Below are 16620 nucleotides of genomic sequence, written 5' to 3'. Positions count from 1 at the left end.
GGTCAGAGCTTGGGAACGGACCAGGACGCCGCTTGATGATACTTGCCGCAACTCCAAAACGCTATTTTTTCTCGATCTTCGCCGCAATTGCGCCCGAAGTGACAGATCCGGCGATCGTCGCAGCCGCGGCGCCGATCTGGGCCGCAGTCAGCGGGTCGGCTCCGGCGATCCCCGCTGCAGCGATCGTCGCCAAAATAGCCTCTGGAGAGAAATCGGCGGTAACCTGCGCCGGCAGCAGCTGCGCCGTCTGGTCTGGCGCTGCGACGATCAGCCCCGACTTGGTCCGCACAAAATAGGTCTCCCGGTGCTCCATCGCCGCCGCAGTGATAGCTCTGAGGTCGTTGTTTGCGATCGAAACAGGCAGATCTTCCGGCTCTAGATAGCGCCACCAACCGGCGAACTGACCGAGCGGAGCGTCGCTCCACGCGATTAGCCCCTTCCGCGCGTCTTGTTCGGCGATATGCCGCGCCACACGGCGGATCTCGTCGTCGATCACGCTCGCCTCGAAGGTCGGCCCCCGATCGACGATCACCAACCCGTCATGCTGTCGGCAAGCGGCTCGCAGTTGCATTTGCAGCGGCAGCGACAAAGCCTCGTCGAGCGCCCCCTCATGCCGTAGTCGCCAACGCCGCGCTGCGCCGGCTTCGCTGATTTGATAGTCGACCGGGGTCGTCCAGCGGCTATCGCTCTGCAGATAGTCGGCTGAAAAGGTAAGCTCAGCAAAGCGTTCCTTGAGTTCGTACCAGACCCCGTCATCCCCGACGACGGTCACCGCGGCCCGGATTTGAACCGTTAGCTCGCAAAGGGCCGCCAGCACTCGGCCGATGCCCCCGATCGTCTCTTCGGACTTAATAACGAGCCCTGCGTCGGTTACTTGCAACGTCCGACAGAGGGTCAAATCGCCGGCCACAGCAATGCGGAGCCGCCAAAACCGGCTGAGTACGTCTCGGATCGCCGCGATGTCGCTCAACGCTAAATCTCGTAAAAATAGGGGTGATGTCACGATTTTGCCGCTTCACCGGCGGCCGTCGGCTCGATTGACGCGACAACTTCTCTTGTGACCGGCGGAAGCCTGTGGGAAACTGAAAGCTCCCGCCTTCGCTCCTTCCGGAAGTATATGCCGTATGTTCGGCCTTGCCACGATTTCTCTGTTGGTCGTCTCCGCTGTTATCGGCGCAAATTCGCTCGATCTTCAGCGAGCCGATCTGCGTCAGCCGCAACGCCTGGCCTTGTCGCACGCCGGCGATCGTCTGCTAACCGCCAATCAGAAGAGCGGCAGCGTCTCGCTGATTGACCTAACAACGCACAAAACCATCGGTGAATTCCGGGTCGGACAAAGCGTCACCTCGCTCACCACCCTACCCGGCGATCACTTTCTGTTGACCGATCCGATCGCCCACGAAGTCATTGAGATCGCGCTGATCGACGATCAGATTACGGTCGTCGAGCAAATCCCGGTTCCCGCCTATCCGCAGCGAACCGCCGCGACCCTCGACGGCGACGTGATCTATGTCAGTTCGCTCTGGCCGAAGCAAATGACCCGTCTGGAAAAACAAGCGAACCAATGGCGCGAAACGAAGCGACTGACGCTCCCCTTCGCTCCGCGCGAACTCTTGCTGTTGCCAGAGCGAAACGTTTTGATCGTCGCCGATGCGTTCGCCGGCAACCTGGCGGCGTTGTCGACCGGTGATTTCGAAGTGCAGGCGATCAACCAATTTCCGGCCCATAACATCCAGCGGATGCAGCCCGCCGATGATGGAGAAAGCGTGGCGCTGGCGCATCAGATGCTCAGCGAACTCGCTTTCACCAACGAGAATGATATTCACTGGGGCATGGTGATGTCCAACGACATTCGTTGGCTCGCAGTCGACGCGCTGGTCAAACAAGACGCCGATCTCTACGAAGGGAACCGGATGCACTCGATCGGTGAGCCGGGTCGCGGCAGCGGAGACCCAACCAGCATCGCGATCGCGACGACGGACGACTATGCCGTCTCGATGGGCGCGACGAATCAAATCGCGATCGGTAAAGATCACGCGTATGGCATCTGGCGCGTGAAGGTCGGCCAGCGTCCGACCGATGTGATTTTCTCGGCCGACCAAAAGCTGGTTTACGTCGCCGACTCGCTGGACGATACGATCTCGATCGTCAACGTTAAACGACGCCAACGGATCGGAACGATCTCGCTCGGTCCGCAGCGTGAACGTACGCCCGAGGAAAAAGGGGAAGCGATCTTCTATCGCGGGCTTTCGATGGAAGGCTGGATGTCCTGTCACAGCTGCCATACCGACGGACACGCCAACGGCCTGGCCAACGACAATCTAAGCGACGAGTCGTATGGAGCGCCGAAACGCGTCCTCTCGCTGCTAAGCCAAAGCGATACGGCGCCCTATGGTTGGCTCGGCAAGAGCGACACGCTGCAGGTTCAAATTCACAAGTCGATCACGCAGACGATGCAGGGAGAGGACATCAGCGCAGTAGAAGCGAATCATCTGGCCTCGTTTCTGGAAACGCTGGCGCTCCCTCCGCCGATTGACGAGTTGCAACAAACGCGCGACGACGCCCAAGTCGCCGCCGGCAAGGCGCTCTTCACCGAGCTGAGCTGCGTGGGATGCCATGCTCCGCCCACGTACACGACGCCTGATGTCTATGACGTCGGCATGCATGACAAAAAGGGGAACGAAGCGTTTAATCCTCCTTCCCTCCGCGGCGTCGGCCATCGCGGCCCCTACTTCCATGATCGCCGCTGCGAAACGTTGGAAGAGGTGATCGTCGGGCAAAAACATCAACAACCGCGTGATCTCAGCGACAACGAGCAGGCCGCCCTGATCGCGTTTCTGCGCAGCTTGTAACCCTGACGGATTCGCCGCATCTAATCGGTACGTCTATCTGTATCGAAATCCCGCCAGGAGCCCTGCAATGAACTACGCCCAACTCGGCAATACCGGCCTAAAGGTTTCGCCCCTGTGTCTCGGCTGCATGACCTACGGGGTTCCCGATCAAGGAGCACATCCTTGGTCGCTGGACGAGCAGCAAAGCCGTCCCTTTTTGCAAAAAGCGTGGGACGCCGGCATCAACTTTTTTGATACGGCCAACGCGTACTCGGCCGGAACCAGCGAAGAGATCGTCGGCCAGGCGCTCAAAGATTTCGCGCCCCGCGATGAAGTCGTGATCGCGACCAAGGTTTTCTTCTCTTGGAAGAAGCGGCCCAACGCCGGCGGCTTGTCACGCAAAGCGATCTTCACGGCGGTCGACGACAGTCTGCGACGACTGGGGACCGACTATATCGATCTCTACCAGATTCATCGCTGGGACTACGACACGCCGATCGAAGAGACGCTCGAAGCGCTGCATGACGTGGTGAAATCGGGCAAGGTTCGTTATCTCGGCGCGTCGTCGATGTTCGCCTGGCAATTCGCCAAATCCCTTTATCTGGCCGACGCCGGCGGTTGGACCCGCTTCGCGACGATGCAGCCGCAGTACAGCTTGCTCTATCGCGAAGAAGAGCGCGAGATGCTGCCGCTGTGTGAAGAAGAAGGAGTCGGCGTGATTCCCTGGAGCCCGATGGCCCGCGGCAAGTTGACCCGCCCCTGGAGCGATCAACAAACGACCACCCGAGCGAACAATGACGATTATGGCGACAAGCTGTTCGGCAAAACAGCCGATATCGACCAACCGATCATCGATACGGTCGAAGCAATCGCCGCCAGTCGTGAAGTTTCGATGGCCCAGATCGCATTGGCCTGGGTGATGAGCAATCCTGCAGTCACGGCGCCAATCATCGGCGCGTCGAAACCGCATCATCTGGAAGACGCATTAGCGGCGATTGAGATTGTGCTAACCGACGAAGAACTGGAGACGCTGGAAAGCTGCTATACCCCGCGCGAAGTGATGCCGATGCGATAGTTGCAGCCGTAGGGTCCGCTGTGCGAACCAGCGAAGTTTGCTACAGCTTGCAAGTGGCTTAGCAACTCGGTTGGTCCGTACAGCGGACCCTACAGCGCGCGCCTGAGGCGACGGCCATGACCTTCTGGCGCCGCTTTCCGCAAGCCTTCCTCGCCCCCTGCTTGCGAATCTGGTAATCTGCACGTCGGATACTTTGCAGGAAGGACTCGCACGATGAACGGCAATCCGATTCGCTATTTCGTTTTCGATATCGAGAGCGTCGCCGATGGGGCGCTGGTCGCGAAGATCAAGTATCCCGGCGAAGGGCTCTCCCCCGCCGAGGCGATCGCCCGCTTTCGCGCCGAGCTGATGGCCGACAAGGGTTCCGACTTTATTCCCTACACGTTTCAAATGCCGGTTTCGGTCGCAATCGCCAAGGTTGACGCCGAGTTCAATCTGGTCGATCAGGTGCTGCTCGACGAGCCGAATTTTCGCCCGCCGGTGATCGCCGAGAACTTCTGGCGCGGCTGGAAAGCGTATCGCAAGCCGACCTTCGTGACGTTCAACGGCCGCTCGTTCGACGTGCCGCTGCTTGAACTGGCCGCGTTCCGCTTTGGGATCAGCGTGCCGGAGTGGTTTCAGATGCACGGCAAAAGCTTTGAGCTCCCCCGCAATCGCTATAACGTCGACGCTCATTTTGATCTGCATGACGTGCTGACCAACTACGGCGCGACGCGGTTCACCGGCGGCTTGAACCTGGCGGCCAACTTGCTCGGCAAGCCCGGCAAGATGGGAATCGAAGGAAACATGGTCCAAGATCTCTACGACGAAGGCCGCTTGGCCGAGATCAACGACTACTGCCGCTGCGACGTGCTTGACACCTATTTCGTCTTTCTACGAACGGCCGTCTTGCTGGGAATGATCACGCTCGAGCGGGAACAAGCGTTGATCGAGCAAACAAAAACCTGGCTCGAAGAACGAGCCGCCGAAATCACGGTCTTCCAAGAGTATCTCGCCGGCTGGGGACGCTGGGAGAATCCTTGGGAGGAGCCACCAGAAGAAGAATCGAGCCAGCCGGAAGCCTAGTCGACGTAGCCTTCACTCCCGTTGTAAGCCATAATTAACAAGGGGATGGAGTTTTACACGCTTGGAGCTTTTGTTTCGTACGCTACTTTCCGTTGGGATAAACACCGGTGAAAATCGTCCAGCTCGACATCGAAGGCTTCCGCTCGCTGAAATCTCAGTCATGGCGCCCTGGCGATTTGAACGTGGTGATTGGGCCAAATGCTAGTGGGAAGTCGAATTTGCTGCGCGCGCTGGAGATGTTGAGTGCCGCGGCGGGTGAGCGACTGGAAAAGTTTGTGCTGCGCGAAGGAGGAATGGACTCTATCGTTTTCGACGGCAGCGCTGACGGGATCGCTTTTAAAATACGACTACAAAGTCCCTCAAACCCAGTTGAACAAGCCTCAACATCCATTTCTTATCTGCTGTCGTTATTACGAATTCCTTCGCTCCGAACTTTTCTAATCGGAGAAGAGAGTCTATCTGAAAACCGAAGCGATGACTCGCTTGGTATATTTCGATTACTTCAGCGAGATCCAGAGAATTCGATTGTCCGCAATAGAGAAATGAAGGATGTCGAGTTTATCGAAACCAACGAACTCAGCCCCATAGAATCGCTCCTACCTATTGCGAGTGGCCAGTTTTCAGTGCACCCGATCCTAAAGAAACTCCAAAAGTTCCTGGCTGAAAGTTGCGTCTACCAAAGCATTCCAACCAATCGCAATGCGCCGCTTCGCCTAGCTCAGGTTACCCGATCAGACACGCAAGTAGACTCCGACGGACAAAACTTGATTTCCGTACTGCATACCCTCTATAGCAGCAATCGCGATTTTGAAAAGGAACTCGATGCTGCAATGCGGATTGCCTTTGGCGATGACTACGATCGACTCGTGTTTCCGCCAGCGGCTGACCAGCGGATTCAAATGCGAATTCGTTGGAAGAGCTTAAAGCGAGAGCAATCCGCCGCTGACCTCTCCGACGGGACGCTGCGATTTCTCTTTCTGATCGCGATCTTGGCCAATCCAGAACCGCCGCCGTTAATCGCGATTGACGAACCGGAAACAGGGCTACACCCATCGATGTTCCCCGTGATCGTCGATTTGGCTCGTCAATGCTCAACAAAATCCCAGGTGATTTTTACAACACATTCCGCCGAGTTTCTTAGTGCCTTTGGCAAAGAAGCGCCAACGACCACGGTTGCTGAGCGCGTTAATGGTGAAACGCAACTGCGCGTTCTCGACAAGGATGAACTTGACCATTGGTTGAAGCAATACACGCTGGGTGAACTGTTCCGCAGCAATGAGCTTGAGACGATGCAATGAAGTTCGTCATGGTGGTCGAAGGACGGACCGAGGGAAATATTCTCAAGCCATTCTTAAAGCGCTGGCTCGATCCGCAACTTTCGCGACCCGTTGGTATCGACGTCAAGATGCTGGATGGCCACGGTAATTTTCTCCGTCAAATCGCCACGAGAACGGCCAACTATCTGCGCGGCCGTGACGAACAGGAAATCATCGCGGTAATTGGACTTCTCGACTTGTATGGGCCGGACTTCTATCCCGCGGACAAAAACAGCGCTGCTGAACGTTACGAATGGGGCGTTGACCATTTCGAAAACGTGGTTGGTTCTGATCGATTTCGAATGTTTTTCGCCGTCCACGAAATCGAAGCATGGTTGTTCAGTGATCCGGCGATCTTTCCGAGAAACGTCCAAGACTTATTTGGGGCGTTGCGGCCTCCGGAACAGATCAACTTTAATCGCCCGCCAGGGCATCTGCTGAAAGAGACATATCGGCGAACGAACCGAGAGTACCGAAAGACGCTAGACGGTTCGCAACTCTTTGGCAATCTTGATCCAGCCGTCGCTGCCGACAAATGTCCCTATCTACGCCGTATGCTCAATACGATGTTGGACTTGGCCCAAGCAAAAGAAACATGATGCCCAGCTACCTGGCCTTCTTACGCGGGATCAACGTCGGCGGCAAACACAAGTTGCCGATGCAGGAACTTATCGCGATTCTAGAATCACTCGGCTGCACCAACGTCAAAACCTACATCCAAAGCGGCAACGCGGCGTTCGACTGTAAGCAGCGGAACCGCGGCAAGCTGGCGGCCGAGATCACTGCGGCGATCGAAGCCAATAAAGGATTTGCCCCGCTGGTGCTGTTGCTGGAGCAACATCAGCTGGAAGCGATCGTCGCGGCGAATCCTTTTCCCGCGGCGCAGGACGATCCCAAGTCGCTCCACTTCTTCTTTCTGACGGCGCCGGCGAAGAAGCCAGACCTGGCGGCGCTCGAAAAGTTGACAGCCGCGGACGAATCTTTTTTGCTCGCCGGCAATCTCTTTTATTTGCATGCACCGAGTGGAATTGGCCGCTCCAAATTAGCAGAGAAGGTGGATCGACATCTCGGCGTGGCGACGACGGCCCGCAATTGGCGGACGGTAAGCAAGATGTTGGAGTTGGCTGGTAAGTGAACCACCCAAGTAACGACCTGCTGCTCACGCAAGCAAATCGCCGCGAGAATCTCTACCCAACCGAGACCTGCTGGGCCGCCAACCGGGCTCGCTTTAGTCCCACTCTCCAGCCATTCAGCGAACCCAGACTGCCGCCGAGGCCGAGGCCGATCGCTTGGCAGAGGAGGTTTTCATGCAGATAGACGCCGAACGCTGCGCCGGCCAAAATGCCGAGCCCAGCGCCGATGAAGAAACCAAGCCGTAAAGAGTCTTGGATCAGCAACGTACGCGAATAAATCGTCGTCGATTCGCCGGTGCGGCGCATGGTGTATCAATCGAAAAAAGCTAAGAATTCCGGGGGGGATGAGCAACCTCGCTTGGGCGAAGCTCCCCTAATCTATCTGGAATCTACGTTTATGTAACGTTCAATTCCGTTATTTTTCTGAATTCGCCAGAACTTAGCGCCCTGCGAGCGCCTTGGTGAAGCCGCTGCCGAGGACGGGATCGTTCTCGTTGACGCCGGCTTCCACTTTGCCCAGGTCGTTGAAATAGTACTGACGGACCAGTTCCGGAATCTCATCCAAGCGGATGAATTCGACGCGGCCATCATCGAAGAGAATATTGACCCCGGTTACTCCGTGTCCGTTGGGGGCGAGATTTCCCTTGTCCCCCACACGCACGATATCCGATGCGACCGGATAATCGGAGCGGCCCTGCATTCTCGGCGGGATGACCCGGCCGTTCTTCTGCGAACCAAGGTTGTAGTTGTAGACCAGTTCAAAATTGGAGTGGAGACCAGGAATTTTGTCCGGCGCGGCCTGGGCGACTTCTTGGAGCGTCGGCAAGCGGAACTTGTCGTTCTTTGGGCGATTGGCCGCACAGCTCAGATACTCGGGCGATTTCAAAAAGCCTTGCTCGACCAGCGGCAGACCAAACGATCCGGCAAAGTCGGCGGGGCCATCGGTGTCGATCGCGGGATAGGATTGCTGCTTGTTTTGATAGGCGAACTCGTGCAGCGCCATGCCGACTTGATGCAGGTTGTTTTCGCACTGCAAACGGGACGCCAACATGCGACTGCTGGCCAAAGCCGGGAAGAAGATGACTGCCGCGGCCAGGCAAGCGCCGGCGGCGACCAACATATCGGCCATGGTGAACCGCGATGACTCAGAGGTCAGCGCGCCAAATGCGCGGCTACCTTTGGCGATGGGACGATCCTCCATCGGCGTCTCATCCAGTTCCTTCGTCGCCGCCGCAGAGCTTTCGGCAGATGAAGATTTGCGACCAACCGGCGTATCAAGAAACGCACAAGCCCGCGCGGCTAATCCGGCGGGCGGAGCGACATCGACCCAGCTGTTTTCCAGCAGATCGACGTGCGACTGAAGTCGCTGTAACTGTTGTTGGGTTTCCGGGGAGCGCTCGGCCATCACTTCGACGTCGCGCGCTTCGTCCTCTTCGAGGGCGTTTAGCAGATAACCGAGTAGATTGTCACGCATCATGGTCGTTGCTGGCGTAAGTGCGGTTCCAAGCTTCCGTCAGCTTGAGAACGGCGGAATGCAGTCGGCTTTTGACGGTTCCCACCGGAATGCCCAGGATGTCAGCCGCTTCGCGGTATTTCAGACCTTGGTAGTAAACCAGGATCACGACTTCCTGCAACGTTTCCGGCAATTGTTTGACCGCCTCTTGCATGTACATTTCGCGCTCGGCATCGTCAATCTGCGTGGCAGGAGCCGGTTCACCGCTGACCAACAGGTCGACCAAGCCTCCGATGTCATCGGAATCTTCGCGACCGGTTCGGTCTAAACTGACCATCCGATGCCGTTTTGAACGACGCTGGGCGTCGATCGCCTGATTGGTGGCGATCGTGTAGAGCCAAGGACGGAATCTTCGTCCTTCCTCAAAAGAATCACACTTCAGGTGCACTTGTAAAAAAGTGGCCTGAAACGTGTCTTCCGCCATTTCTGCGTCATTCAAATAGCGCCTGAGGTAGTTGAACAACTCCCGCTCGTAACGGTTGACGAGGCTTTCAAATAGCTCACGATCCCCCGTTTCCCGGTATCCGAGAATCAATTCTTCGTCGGACATCGGTTCGAGGTAGGTAAACTCCGAAGCGCTCTGCGTCATTTCAAGTGTGGCTGTCATGATTACTTACGCGGCAAGTGGGCGACGGTTCGACATCCATTCCAAAAAGGCCCAGATTTCTTCCGGGCTGCCGGAAGTCCTCTTGGATCGTCGCTCGCTTGTCGTCGGATCTGATTGCCGGCCATCCTACCATGAATGATCGCAGCAAACGCTCTTATGGAGCAAAATCCGCCGATTTGACAGCGTGCGACTAGCCTCCTAAACTCACGATCGGACTAATTGCAAACACCGTGCCAGGGCAGCCAAAAATGAAGAACAAGCATCCCCGCTGGGCGGCTGCTGGCGACGTTAACGCGTTCTTTGGCTTGATGTTAGATAACATCGCCGATCTGCTTTTGACGATTGGACTGCTAGCAACGGTTTTTAACTTTCCTACAAACTTCGCGATCTCGCATATGGCTCCGGGAACCGCGATTGGAGTGTTTGTCGGGGACCTGGCCTTCTTCTTTATGGCCCTGGCGCTGGCCAAGAGAACGGGCCGTAACGATGTAACTGCTATGCCTTTAGGGCTCGACACGCCCAGCACGTTTGGCATGGTTTTCTTTGTATTGGGACCGGCCTTTAACCACGCTCAGCACATTTTACAACTCAATGTCGAAGAGGCCGCTGTTTATACGTGGCACATCGGGATTTGCTCGATCGTAATCAGCGGCTTGTTCAAAGTCTTGTGCGCCTGCGGATCAGGTTGGATTCGCAAGTTCCTCCCGCGGGCCGGTTTGCTTGGCTCGCTAGCGGCGGTGGCGCTGGTGCTGATTAGCTTTCTGCCGTTTGTCGAAGCGATGCACTACCCCGTCGTCGGCATGACGGCGCTCGCGATTATCTTGACCACCTTGGTCGCTCGCATTGGTTTGCCCAAGCAGATCCCTGGCGCGCTGGCGGCGCTGTTGATCGCGGGGACGATCTATTACGTCATGTCGGCGCTTGGGATCTTGGGCGCGGCGCAGGAGGAGATGCCGTTTAATCCACGCGAAGGTCTGTTGCCGACTGACTGGTTGGCCGTCTTTCGGTTTGGCTGGCTCGCCCAGTTCGGCGATGCGCTCCATTATCTGCCGGTCGTGATCCCGTTCGCACTGGGAACCGTCATCGGCGGCATTGATTGCGTCGAAAGCGCCGCGGCCGTCGGCGACGAGTACGACACCGACCGCATCATCTTGGTCGAAGCGATCGCCACGTTGATCGCCGGACTTTGCGGCGGCGTGATTCAAACCACTCCCTACATCGGGCACCCAGCGTACAAAGCGATGGGGGGCCGTTCCGCTTATGTGTTGGCCACCGCCATCTTTGTCGGCGGCGCCGGCACGCTGGGTTACTTCGGCTATCTCTATTGGCTCGTTCCCAAGTCGACGGTCTTCCCCATCCTGGTCTTCATCGGGCTTGAGATCACCGCGCAAAGTTTTCTCGCGACTTCCAAAAAGCATTACGCGGCGTTATCGCTGGCTTGCGTTCCGGCGCTGGCCGCTTTGGTGCTGGTCTTTGTGGACGATGCTCAGGGTCAGTACTTGGGGCAGTCGGCGCAATTGTTGGCGGCGATTGAGCAACTGCCGACCGACACCGAGGGACTCGACAAGGTGAAAGCCTCTGCTGAAACCATTCAATCGATTTCGCAAGGGAACTTCTTTGGCCCGCTCGGCGTAAAACTGCAAACGCTGCGCATGCTGTCCGGCGGGTTCATCCTGACCAGTTTGCTATGGGCGTCAGCGCTGGCGATGATTATTGATCGCCGCTTGCTGACGGCGGCGGGGTTCTTCGTCGCATGCGGGCTATTCGCCCTCTTCGGGGTGATCCATTCCCCATTGCCGGGCAGCCCGGTAGTATTGCCTTGGGCGGTTGAACAGTTTCCGGCGACCTCGGCGGGCCAAACGCCGGTCTATATGCTGGCCGCCTATTTATCGGCGGCGGCGGTGTTGGTCCTCTTTCACTTTTGTCGCCCAGAAGAATCGCCCGAGTTAGAATCGACAGACGATTGGAAAGAGACGACATGATCATTCGCATCCTAGAAGACGAGGTGATGGACAATCCGCAGGAAGCGTCCGCCTACGACGCGATGGATCATTCGGCGGTCAACGCTCAGTTTGTCGCGGACCTCTGCGCCACCTTCCCGCTCGATCCCTCGGCGACCGAGGGCTCGTTTCATGATGTGCTGGATGTCGGTACCGGCACCGCGTTGATACCGATCGCGCTCTGCCAAAAATTGCCGATGGCGCGCGTGATGGCGATCGACATGTCGACGGCGATGCTGACTTTGGCGAAAGCGAATGTCGACATGGACGGCATGCTCGACCGGATTCAGCTGGCGCATATCGATGCGGCTGACACCGGTTACGAAAATGAAATGTTTGATCTGGTGATCTCCAACAGCATTGTGCATCATCTGGAAGATCCGCTGCCGACGTTGCAAGAGATCGTCCGCGTGACCCGCCCCCAAGGGATGATCTTCGTCCGCGACTTGCTGCGCCCCCAGAGCGAAGAGGAACTAACGCGTCTCGTAGAAACCTACGGCGGCGCCAACGAAACCGAGCGCCGACTCTTTGGCGATTCGCTTCGAGCCGCGTTGACGCTCGATGAGATCCGCGAGCTCATCACCCCGCTCGGGTTCGCCCCCGAGACCGTTCAACTCACGAGCGACCGACATTGGACTTGGGCCGCACGCAAATCGTAGGGCCAACTGTACCTGCCAAACTCGCCGCTCCCCAACCAATCTCATTCTTTCGCATTCAAGTTCTCGAATTCGTGTTCGTTGATTTGCACGAACCGCGCGGCGACCGCTCAGCGTTCAGCGCGGTCGTCACCGGCGCATCCTCATTTGTCCGCAAGGGAAGCGATCGTTCCGCCGCTTGCACCTATCGTTCCTATTGCCAACGATTTGCGATGATCTCGCGATGATTGGGAAGTCTGGCGCGTTGTTTGCAGATCGAAGTCCGTCGGCGCAAGTGCGTCAGAACACTTTGCAATCTTGGCGTCCCCCAAGGAGAAAAGAATGTCGACTGATAAATTCCGCGATTGTATTGAAGCTTGCATTCGTTGTGCGCATGCGTGCGAGCATTGCGCTCAATCTTGTTTACGCGAGAGCGACGTCACGCCGATGGCCGCGTGTATTCAAACCGATCGCGACTGCGCCGAAGCGTGCTGGATGGCGGCCGCATTCATGAGCCGCGGCTCCCTCTTTATCGAAGAAGTTTGCGACGTTTGCGCCAAGATCTGCGACGCCTGCGCCGCCGAGTGTGAAAAGCATGAAATGGACCATTGTCAAAAGTGCGCCGAAGCGTGTCGTCGCTGCGCTCATGAATGCCGTACGATGAGCGGCGTGCATGCGTAGTAGGACGAAGCGGTGAAGGTGCGCGATGAAGCGTTGTAAGCGCCCACTATTCTTTGTAGCCTGAGGCGCGAGCGAGGGAAAATCGCTCGGCGCTTCTAATATGGCTCGAAGCAGCCGACCGCATTTCCCTCGCTTGCGCAGCGGGCTACGAAGAGGCCGCTCGTCCGATAGAGCAGCATAGCGGCCAGCTCTGCTCTACTTTGCTTCGACCAACGGTTTCATCGCTGCCGCCATCGCTTCGCCCAGCCGAAGCTGTCCTGCGGCGCTGTAGTGGACGGTATCTGGCAAAACTTCAAAACCGTCGGTCGAAACCATTTTGGCGGCGGTGATCGCTTCCGGTTTGCCGGAGTCCGCGTCGGCGTCGGCCATCTGCTGTCGCGTTTCGGTCCGATGCGTGAAACGAGCATGGGCCGGTTCGTGCGGCAACACTTGGCCATAGACCATCGGTAGGTTGGCGTCGAGCTTTAGATCAGCGGCCAAACGATCGCGCAGACGTTTTAGATTCGCGGCATAGGTGATGGCCGACTCTTTCCCTTTGGCGTCCATTTCGCCCTGCATCCAAAGAAAACCTTTCACCTGCGGCGCTTCCCCTTGCTTGGCGAGTTGGGCCAAACCGGTGCGATACATCTTCAGCATCTGTTGATAGAGCGTGCCGACATTCGGATCAGCGGCGGCGGCGCCGGGATAAAAGTTGCGGCGCTTCGGCCCCGGCTCGGTACCCGCCCAAGTTCCGCCGTTCCAACCATGATAGAGCGGCATCCCGCTCGCGTGATACTTGATCAGATAGACCGGGTGCTCGGCGCTCGCCATCTGTAACGCGAAACCAACCTCCGGACCAAATTCGCCGGCCCTCGTCGAGATTTTGGTTTTTCCCAGCACCAGCGGTTCGAACGTCTTACCATTCCAGAAGAACGCGTGCGGCATCTCGTGCGGTACGCTCTCTGGCAAATCGGCGAGCTTGCCGATCCCCTGCATGTTCGACTGGCCCGAAAGAAGGTAGACGTGCGGCTGTGCGGCGAGTGCAATCGAAGCGCTAGTGAGCACCAAGATGGCAACGAACAAACGCAAAGTGAGCATAGGAAGAACTCCGATAGGAAGCTGGGCGGGAAGCCCTTCACTTTAGTTGACCCGTCTGCGCCTCGCTACAGCGCACGTAGACGACGCCTATTCCGAAACATACGTCCAAGCCGTTTCGCGTTCGATGGTTTGGTCACGGTTGAATTCAGTTGCGACTTCCGCGGGAAGCAGCACACGAATGACAACCGGACTCGTCAGAGCAAACCGACTTGCCGCCGCCGCGTCTATAACCTCTGTCGTGAACGTATCGCCAAACTCTTGATTGTCGCGCAGGAGCACACCGTCAGCAAAGCGCAGCCGTTCTCCTTTTCCATCGGGATAACAGACCGCTGCTCCGATCTCGAACGACACGGTTTTCCCCTGCAGCTTTTTGGAAACGGGAACCGGCAGACGAAGAACGCCGTACTCCCCGGGGTTGATCGCCAGGTCGACGCAGATCGATGCAAATTGCGGTCGCGACATCCAGGAACCCGATGTGGGACGAATCGCGATTCTCCCCTCGGATCGCTTGGAGTATTGACTTTGATAGGCGATGACGAGATAGCAAACGCCATCGTCGGCGCTGGCGTCGATGTCAAAGCAAAATCCATCCCGGTTGAAATATCGAGCCCCGAATACCGCCAAGTAATCGGTCGCCCGATCTTGCGGGCGCCTGCGTCGGATCAATACAGAGAACAACGCCGCTGCAAGTAAGGAAAAGCCGATTCGAGCCGTCCAAACTACTTCATTCGGTCGGTCATTCCACCAAGCGATCGACGCGATCAGTACGGAACCGATAAGCATCAGCGTCAAAACGGTTTTGACAAATTCGCTCATCGCGTGAGTCACTGCTCTCTAGGTTGATTTCTAAAACTCGACGATCATGATTTCGAGCGGCCAATCTTGTTGCGCGATCTGATCGAGCATGATTGCTTTGCCGCCGGGCGTCATTGCCACGGCGTGACCTATGACTTTTTGCGCACTTGTCCTTCCGCCTGAATCTGATTCATCAGCTCCGTCAGCTCTTTCACCTTCTCTGGTTGGTCGGCGTACAGATTGTGCTTTTGGGCGATGTCCAACTTCAGGTTGTACAGCTCGCCTGGCAGATCGTCTTCGATATAGCCGCGCGCCTTGTCAAACCAGGCCGGGACTTTGCTATGAGCGCCCGACTTCGCGGCGATCAGCACCCAGTCGCCGTCACGGATGGCGAACCGGCCGGCCATCGTGTTATGAACGATGCTCTGACGCGGGCTCGCATCGTTCTCTTTCCAGACATTCAGCAAACTGTAACTGTCGTCCGCAGCGTCTTGCGGCAACTCAAACCCCGCGATCTCCGCAACGCTCGCCAACACATCGACTTGACTGACCAGCGCATCGCTGGTCGTGCCGGGCTGCACGTGACCAGGCCATTTGACCACCATCGGGACATGATGTCCCCCTTCGTACAAATCACGCTTCACGCCGCGCAGCGGAGCCGAACTCCAATGATCGAAGTTGCGAACGCGATCGTAGGCGTAACGCTCGGCGCCGTTGTCGGCGGTGAAGATCACCAGCGTGTTTTCGCCGAAACCATTTTCGTCGAGCGCGGTTAAAATGCGGCCGATGCTGTCGTCGGTCTGCACGACATAGTCGCCAAAGCCGCCTGCTTTCGACTTACCGCGAAACTCTTCGGTCGGCACGATCGGCGCATGGGGCGAGTTGAACGGCACGTACAAAAAGAAGGGGCCCTGCTCCTCTTTCTGCTGGCCGATCCACTCGACCGTTCGCTCGGTCAAACGGGGAACGACCTGATAAAAATCCCAGTCTTTCACCATCGGACCGGGACGCGCTTCCCACGATCCTTCGGCGGTCATCGGCGTGATGCTGAGCGGCTCGGTCGGCTCGGTGATGACCCGATCATTTTCAAACCACGCGTAGGGCGGGAAGTTCGGCACGTCATCGCCGAAGTAATAATCGAATCCGTGCGACAACGGCCCGCCGCTGATCGGCTTCGACCAGTCGAACGCCGCAGGCGAATAGATGTCGCGTCCGCGTTGATCCTTTTCCGGCTTCACCTCTTGGTTACGAATTTCGTCCCAGTTCCAGCCGAGGTGCCACTTGCCGATGCAGGCCGTCCGATATCCTTTGTCTTTCAGCAGCTCGGCGATCGTCAATTCATCTGGATCGAGCACCGGCGCGTCAAACGAGTTGACGATGCCGTGAAACTTTCGCCAATGAAACCGACCCGTCAACAGCGCGTAACGGCTGGGAGTGCAAATGCCGGACGAGCTATGAGCGTCCGTAAAACGCATCCCTTCGCGCGCCAAGCGATCGAGCTGGGGAGTTGGAATCTTGGAATCCGGATTGTTGGCGCCCAGATCGCCGTAGCCCATGTCATCGGCGTACAAGATCACGATGTTAGGGAGTTCAGCAGCCGTCGCGCCGGCGGTTAGAACCAGTAACAAAAGCAGCGAAGTGAAACGGTGCATGACAGGTGTTCCGCAGAAGTAGACGGAGAATGGTGAGAGCTTCTAGTTTACTAGCCCGACTACGGCGGAGCGAGCAAGCAATGCTTAGGGCACGGGGCTTTTCGGCGCCAATCTTTGCTCGCAGCGCTTTGACCGGCGCTTCGCAATCGCGATCCACCCCCAAAGATGTCGCCGATGAAACAGGGATGATATGGGCCTCCAGCCACCGGGCCGCACATTCGCTACAAGCCATACGACAAG

16 protein-coding genes are annotated in these 16620 nt (G+C 57.3%); 9 read left to right on the top strand and 7 right to left on the bottom strand.

Features of this window, described 5'->3' with window-relative positions; translation table 11 throughout:
- Nucleotides 1–61: 61 nt before the first annotated feature.
- Nucleotides 62–1003, bottom strand: coding sequence for a hypothetical protein (locus tag DSM3645_RS02740; protein WP_131282154.1), 942 nt, complete (start codon nucleotides 1001–1003; stop codon nucleotides 62–64).
- Nucleotides 1004–1124: 121 nt separating this feature from the next.
- On the opposite strand from DSM3645_RS02740, the gene DSM3645_RS02735 reads away from it, so the two are divergent.
- The 6 genes from DSM3645_RS02735 to DSM3645_RS02710 all read left to right on the top strand — a co-directional run bounded on the left by DSM3645_RS02735 (nucleotide 1125) and on the right by DSM3645_RS02710 (nucleotide 7422).
- A complete protein-coding gene (locus tag DSM3645_RS02735; protein ID WP_002650483.1) occupies nucleotides 1125–2852 on the top strand; it encodes a c-type cytochrome in 1728 nt (575 codons plus the stop codon).
- A gap of 67 nt (nucleotides 2853–2919) precedes the next feature.
- Nucleotides 2920–3906 carry an aldo/keto reductase gene (locus DSM3645_RS02730; protein ID WP_040351558.1) on the top strand — a complete coding sequence of 329 codons (987 nt, stop codon included), beginning with the start codon at nucleotides 2920–2922 and terminating at the stop codon, nucleotides 3904–3906.
- A gap of 213 nt (nucleotides 3907–4119) precedes the next feature.
- A complete protein-coding gene (locus DSM3645_RS02725) occupies nucleotides 4120–4971 on the top strand; it encodes a 3'-5' exonuclease (protein WP_002650481.1) in 852 nt (283 codons plus the stop codon).
- Between the two features lie 107 nt (nucleotides 4972–5078).
- Nucleotides 5079–6269: an AAA family ATPase gene (locus tag DSM3645_RS02720; RefSeq protein ID WP_002650480.1), complete on the top strand. Its 1191-nt coding sequence runs from the start codon at nucleotides 5079–5081 to the stop codon at nucleotides 6267–6269.
- On the top strand, nucleotides 6266–6886 hold the full coding sequence (locus tag DSM3645_RS02715; RefSeq protein WP_002650479.1) for a DUF4276 family protein: 621 nt from the start codon (nucleotides 6266–6268) through the stop codon (nucleotides 6884–6886). Before DSM3645_RS02720 ends, DSM3645_RS02715 begins: the two co-directional genes overlap by 4 nt.
- On the top strand, nucleotides 6883–7422 hold the full coding sequence (locus tag DSM3645_RS02710) for a DUF1697 domain-containing protein (RefSeq protein ID WP_002650478.1): 540 nt from the start codon (nucleotides 6883–6885) through the stop codon (nucleotides 7420–7422). Before DSM3645_RS02715 ends, DSM3645_RS02710 begins: the two co-directional genes overlap by 4 nt.
- Nucleotides 7423–7474: 52 nt before the next feature.
- Here the strand turns inward: DSM3645_RS02710 and DSM3645_RS02705 are convergent, their stop codons facing one another.
- The 3 genes from DSM3645_RS02705 to DSM3645_RS02695 all read right to left on the bottom strand — a co-directional run bounded on the left by DSM3645_RS02705 (nucleotide 7475) and on the right by DSM3645_RS02695 (nucleotide 9540).
- Nucleotides 7475–7726, bottom strand: coding sequence for a hypothetical protein (locus tag DSM3645_RS02705; RefSeq protein ID WP_002650477.1), 252 nt, complete (start codon nucleotides 7724–7726; stop codon nucleotides 7475–7477).
- A gap of 133 nt (nucleotides 7727–7859) precedes the next feature.
- The gene (locus tag DSM3645_RS02700; RefSeq protein WP_237564742.1) at nucleotides 7860–8894 is read right to left on the bottom strand and encodes a DUF1559 family PulG-like putative transporter; all 1035 of its coding nucleotides are present in this window, start codon (nucleotides 8892–8894) and stop codon (nucleotides 7860–7862) included.
- Nucleotides 8887–9540 (bottom strand): RNA polymerase sigma factor, encoded by a 654-nt coding sequence (locus tag DSM3645_RS02695; protein WP_202594917.1) that lies wholly within the window; start codon nucleotides 9538–9540, stop codon nucleotides 8887–8889. Before DSM3645_RS02695 ends, DSM3645_RS02700 begins: the two co-directional genes overlap by 8 nt.
- Before the next feature lie 248 nt (nucleotides 9541–9788).
- Between DSM3645_RS02695 and DSM3645_RS02690 the strand changes: the two genes are divergently transcribed.
- The 3 genes from DSM3645_RS02690 (at nucleotide 9789) to DSM3645_RS02675 (ending at nucleotide 12856) form a co-directional block, all read left to right on the top strand.
- Nucleotides 9789–11522 carry a hypothetical protein gene (locus DSM3645_RS02690; RefSeq protein WP_002650474.1) on the top strand — a complete coding sequence of 578 codons (1734 nt, stop codon included), beginning with the start codon at nucleotides 9789–9791 and terminating at the stop codon, nucleotides 11520–11522.
- A complete protein-coding gene (locus DSM3645_RS02685) occupies nucleotides 11519–12199 on the top strand; it encodes a class I SAM-dependent methyltransferase (protein WP_002650473.1) in 681 nt (226 codons plus the stop codon). Before DSM3645_RS02690 ends, DSM3645_RS02685 begins: the two co-directional genes overlap by 4 nt.
- Before the next feature lie 318 nt (nucleotides 12200–12517).
- Nucleotides 12518–12856 carry a four-helix bundle copper-binding protein gene (locus tag DSM3645_RS02675; RefSeq protein ID WP_002650471.1) on the top strand — a complete coding sequence of 113 codons (339 nt, stop codon included), beginning with the start codon at nucleotides 12518–12520 and terminating at the stop codon, nucleotides 12854–12856.
- 195 nt (nucleotides 12857–13051) lie between these two features.
- On the opposite strand, the gene DSM3645_RS02670 is transcribed toward DSM3645_RS02675, so the two are convergent.
- The 3 genes from DSM3645_RS02670 to DSM3645_RS02660 form a co-directional block, all read right to left on the bottom strand.
- Complete coding sequence (locus DSM3645_RS02670) at nucleotides 13052–13933, bottom strand: sialate O-acetylesterase (protein WP_002650470.1); 882 nt, start codon at nucleotides 13931–13933, stop codon at nucleotides 13052–13054.
- An 87-nt stretch (nucleotides 13934–14020) separates the two neighbouring features.
- Nucleotides 14021–14749: a hypothetical protein gene (locus tag DSM3645_RS02665; RefSeq protein ID WP_002650469.1), complete on the bottom strand. Its 729-nt coding sequence runs from the start codon at nucleotides 14747–14749 to the stop codon at nucleotides 14021–14023.
- A 128-nt stretch (nucleotides 14750–14877) separates the two neighbouring features.
- Nucleotides 14878–16380, bottom strand: coding sequence for a sulfatase family protein (locus DSM3645_RS02660; protein ID WP_002650467.1), 1503 nt, complete (start codon nucleotides 16378–16380; stop codon nucleotides 14878–14880).
- Between the last annotated feature and the right edge of the window lie 240 nt (nucleotides 16381–16620).

The organism is Blastopirellula marina DSM 3645, assembly GCF_000153105.1.
In the GTDB taxonomy this organism is placed as follows: domain Bacteria; phylum Planctomycetota; class Planctomycetia; order Pirellulales; family Pirellulaceae; genus Blastopirellula; species Blastopirellula marina.
The sequence above is the reverse complement of the archived record's forward strand: the minus strand, read 5'-3'. Positions and strand labels throughout refer to the sequence as shown.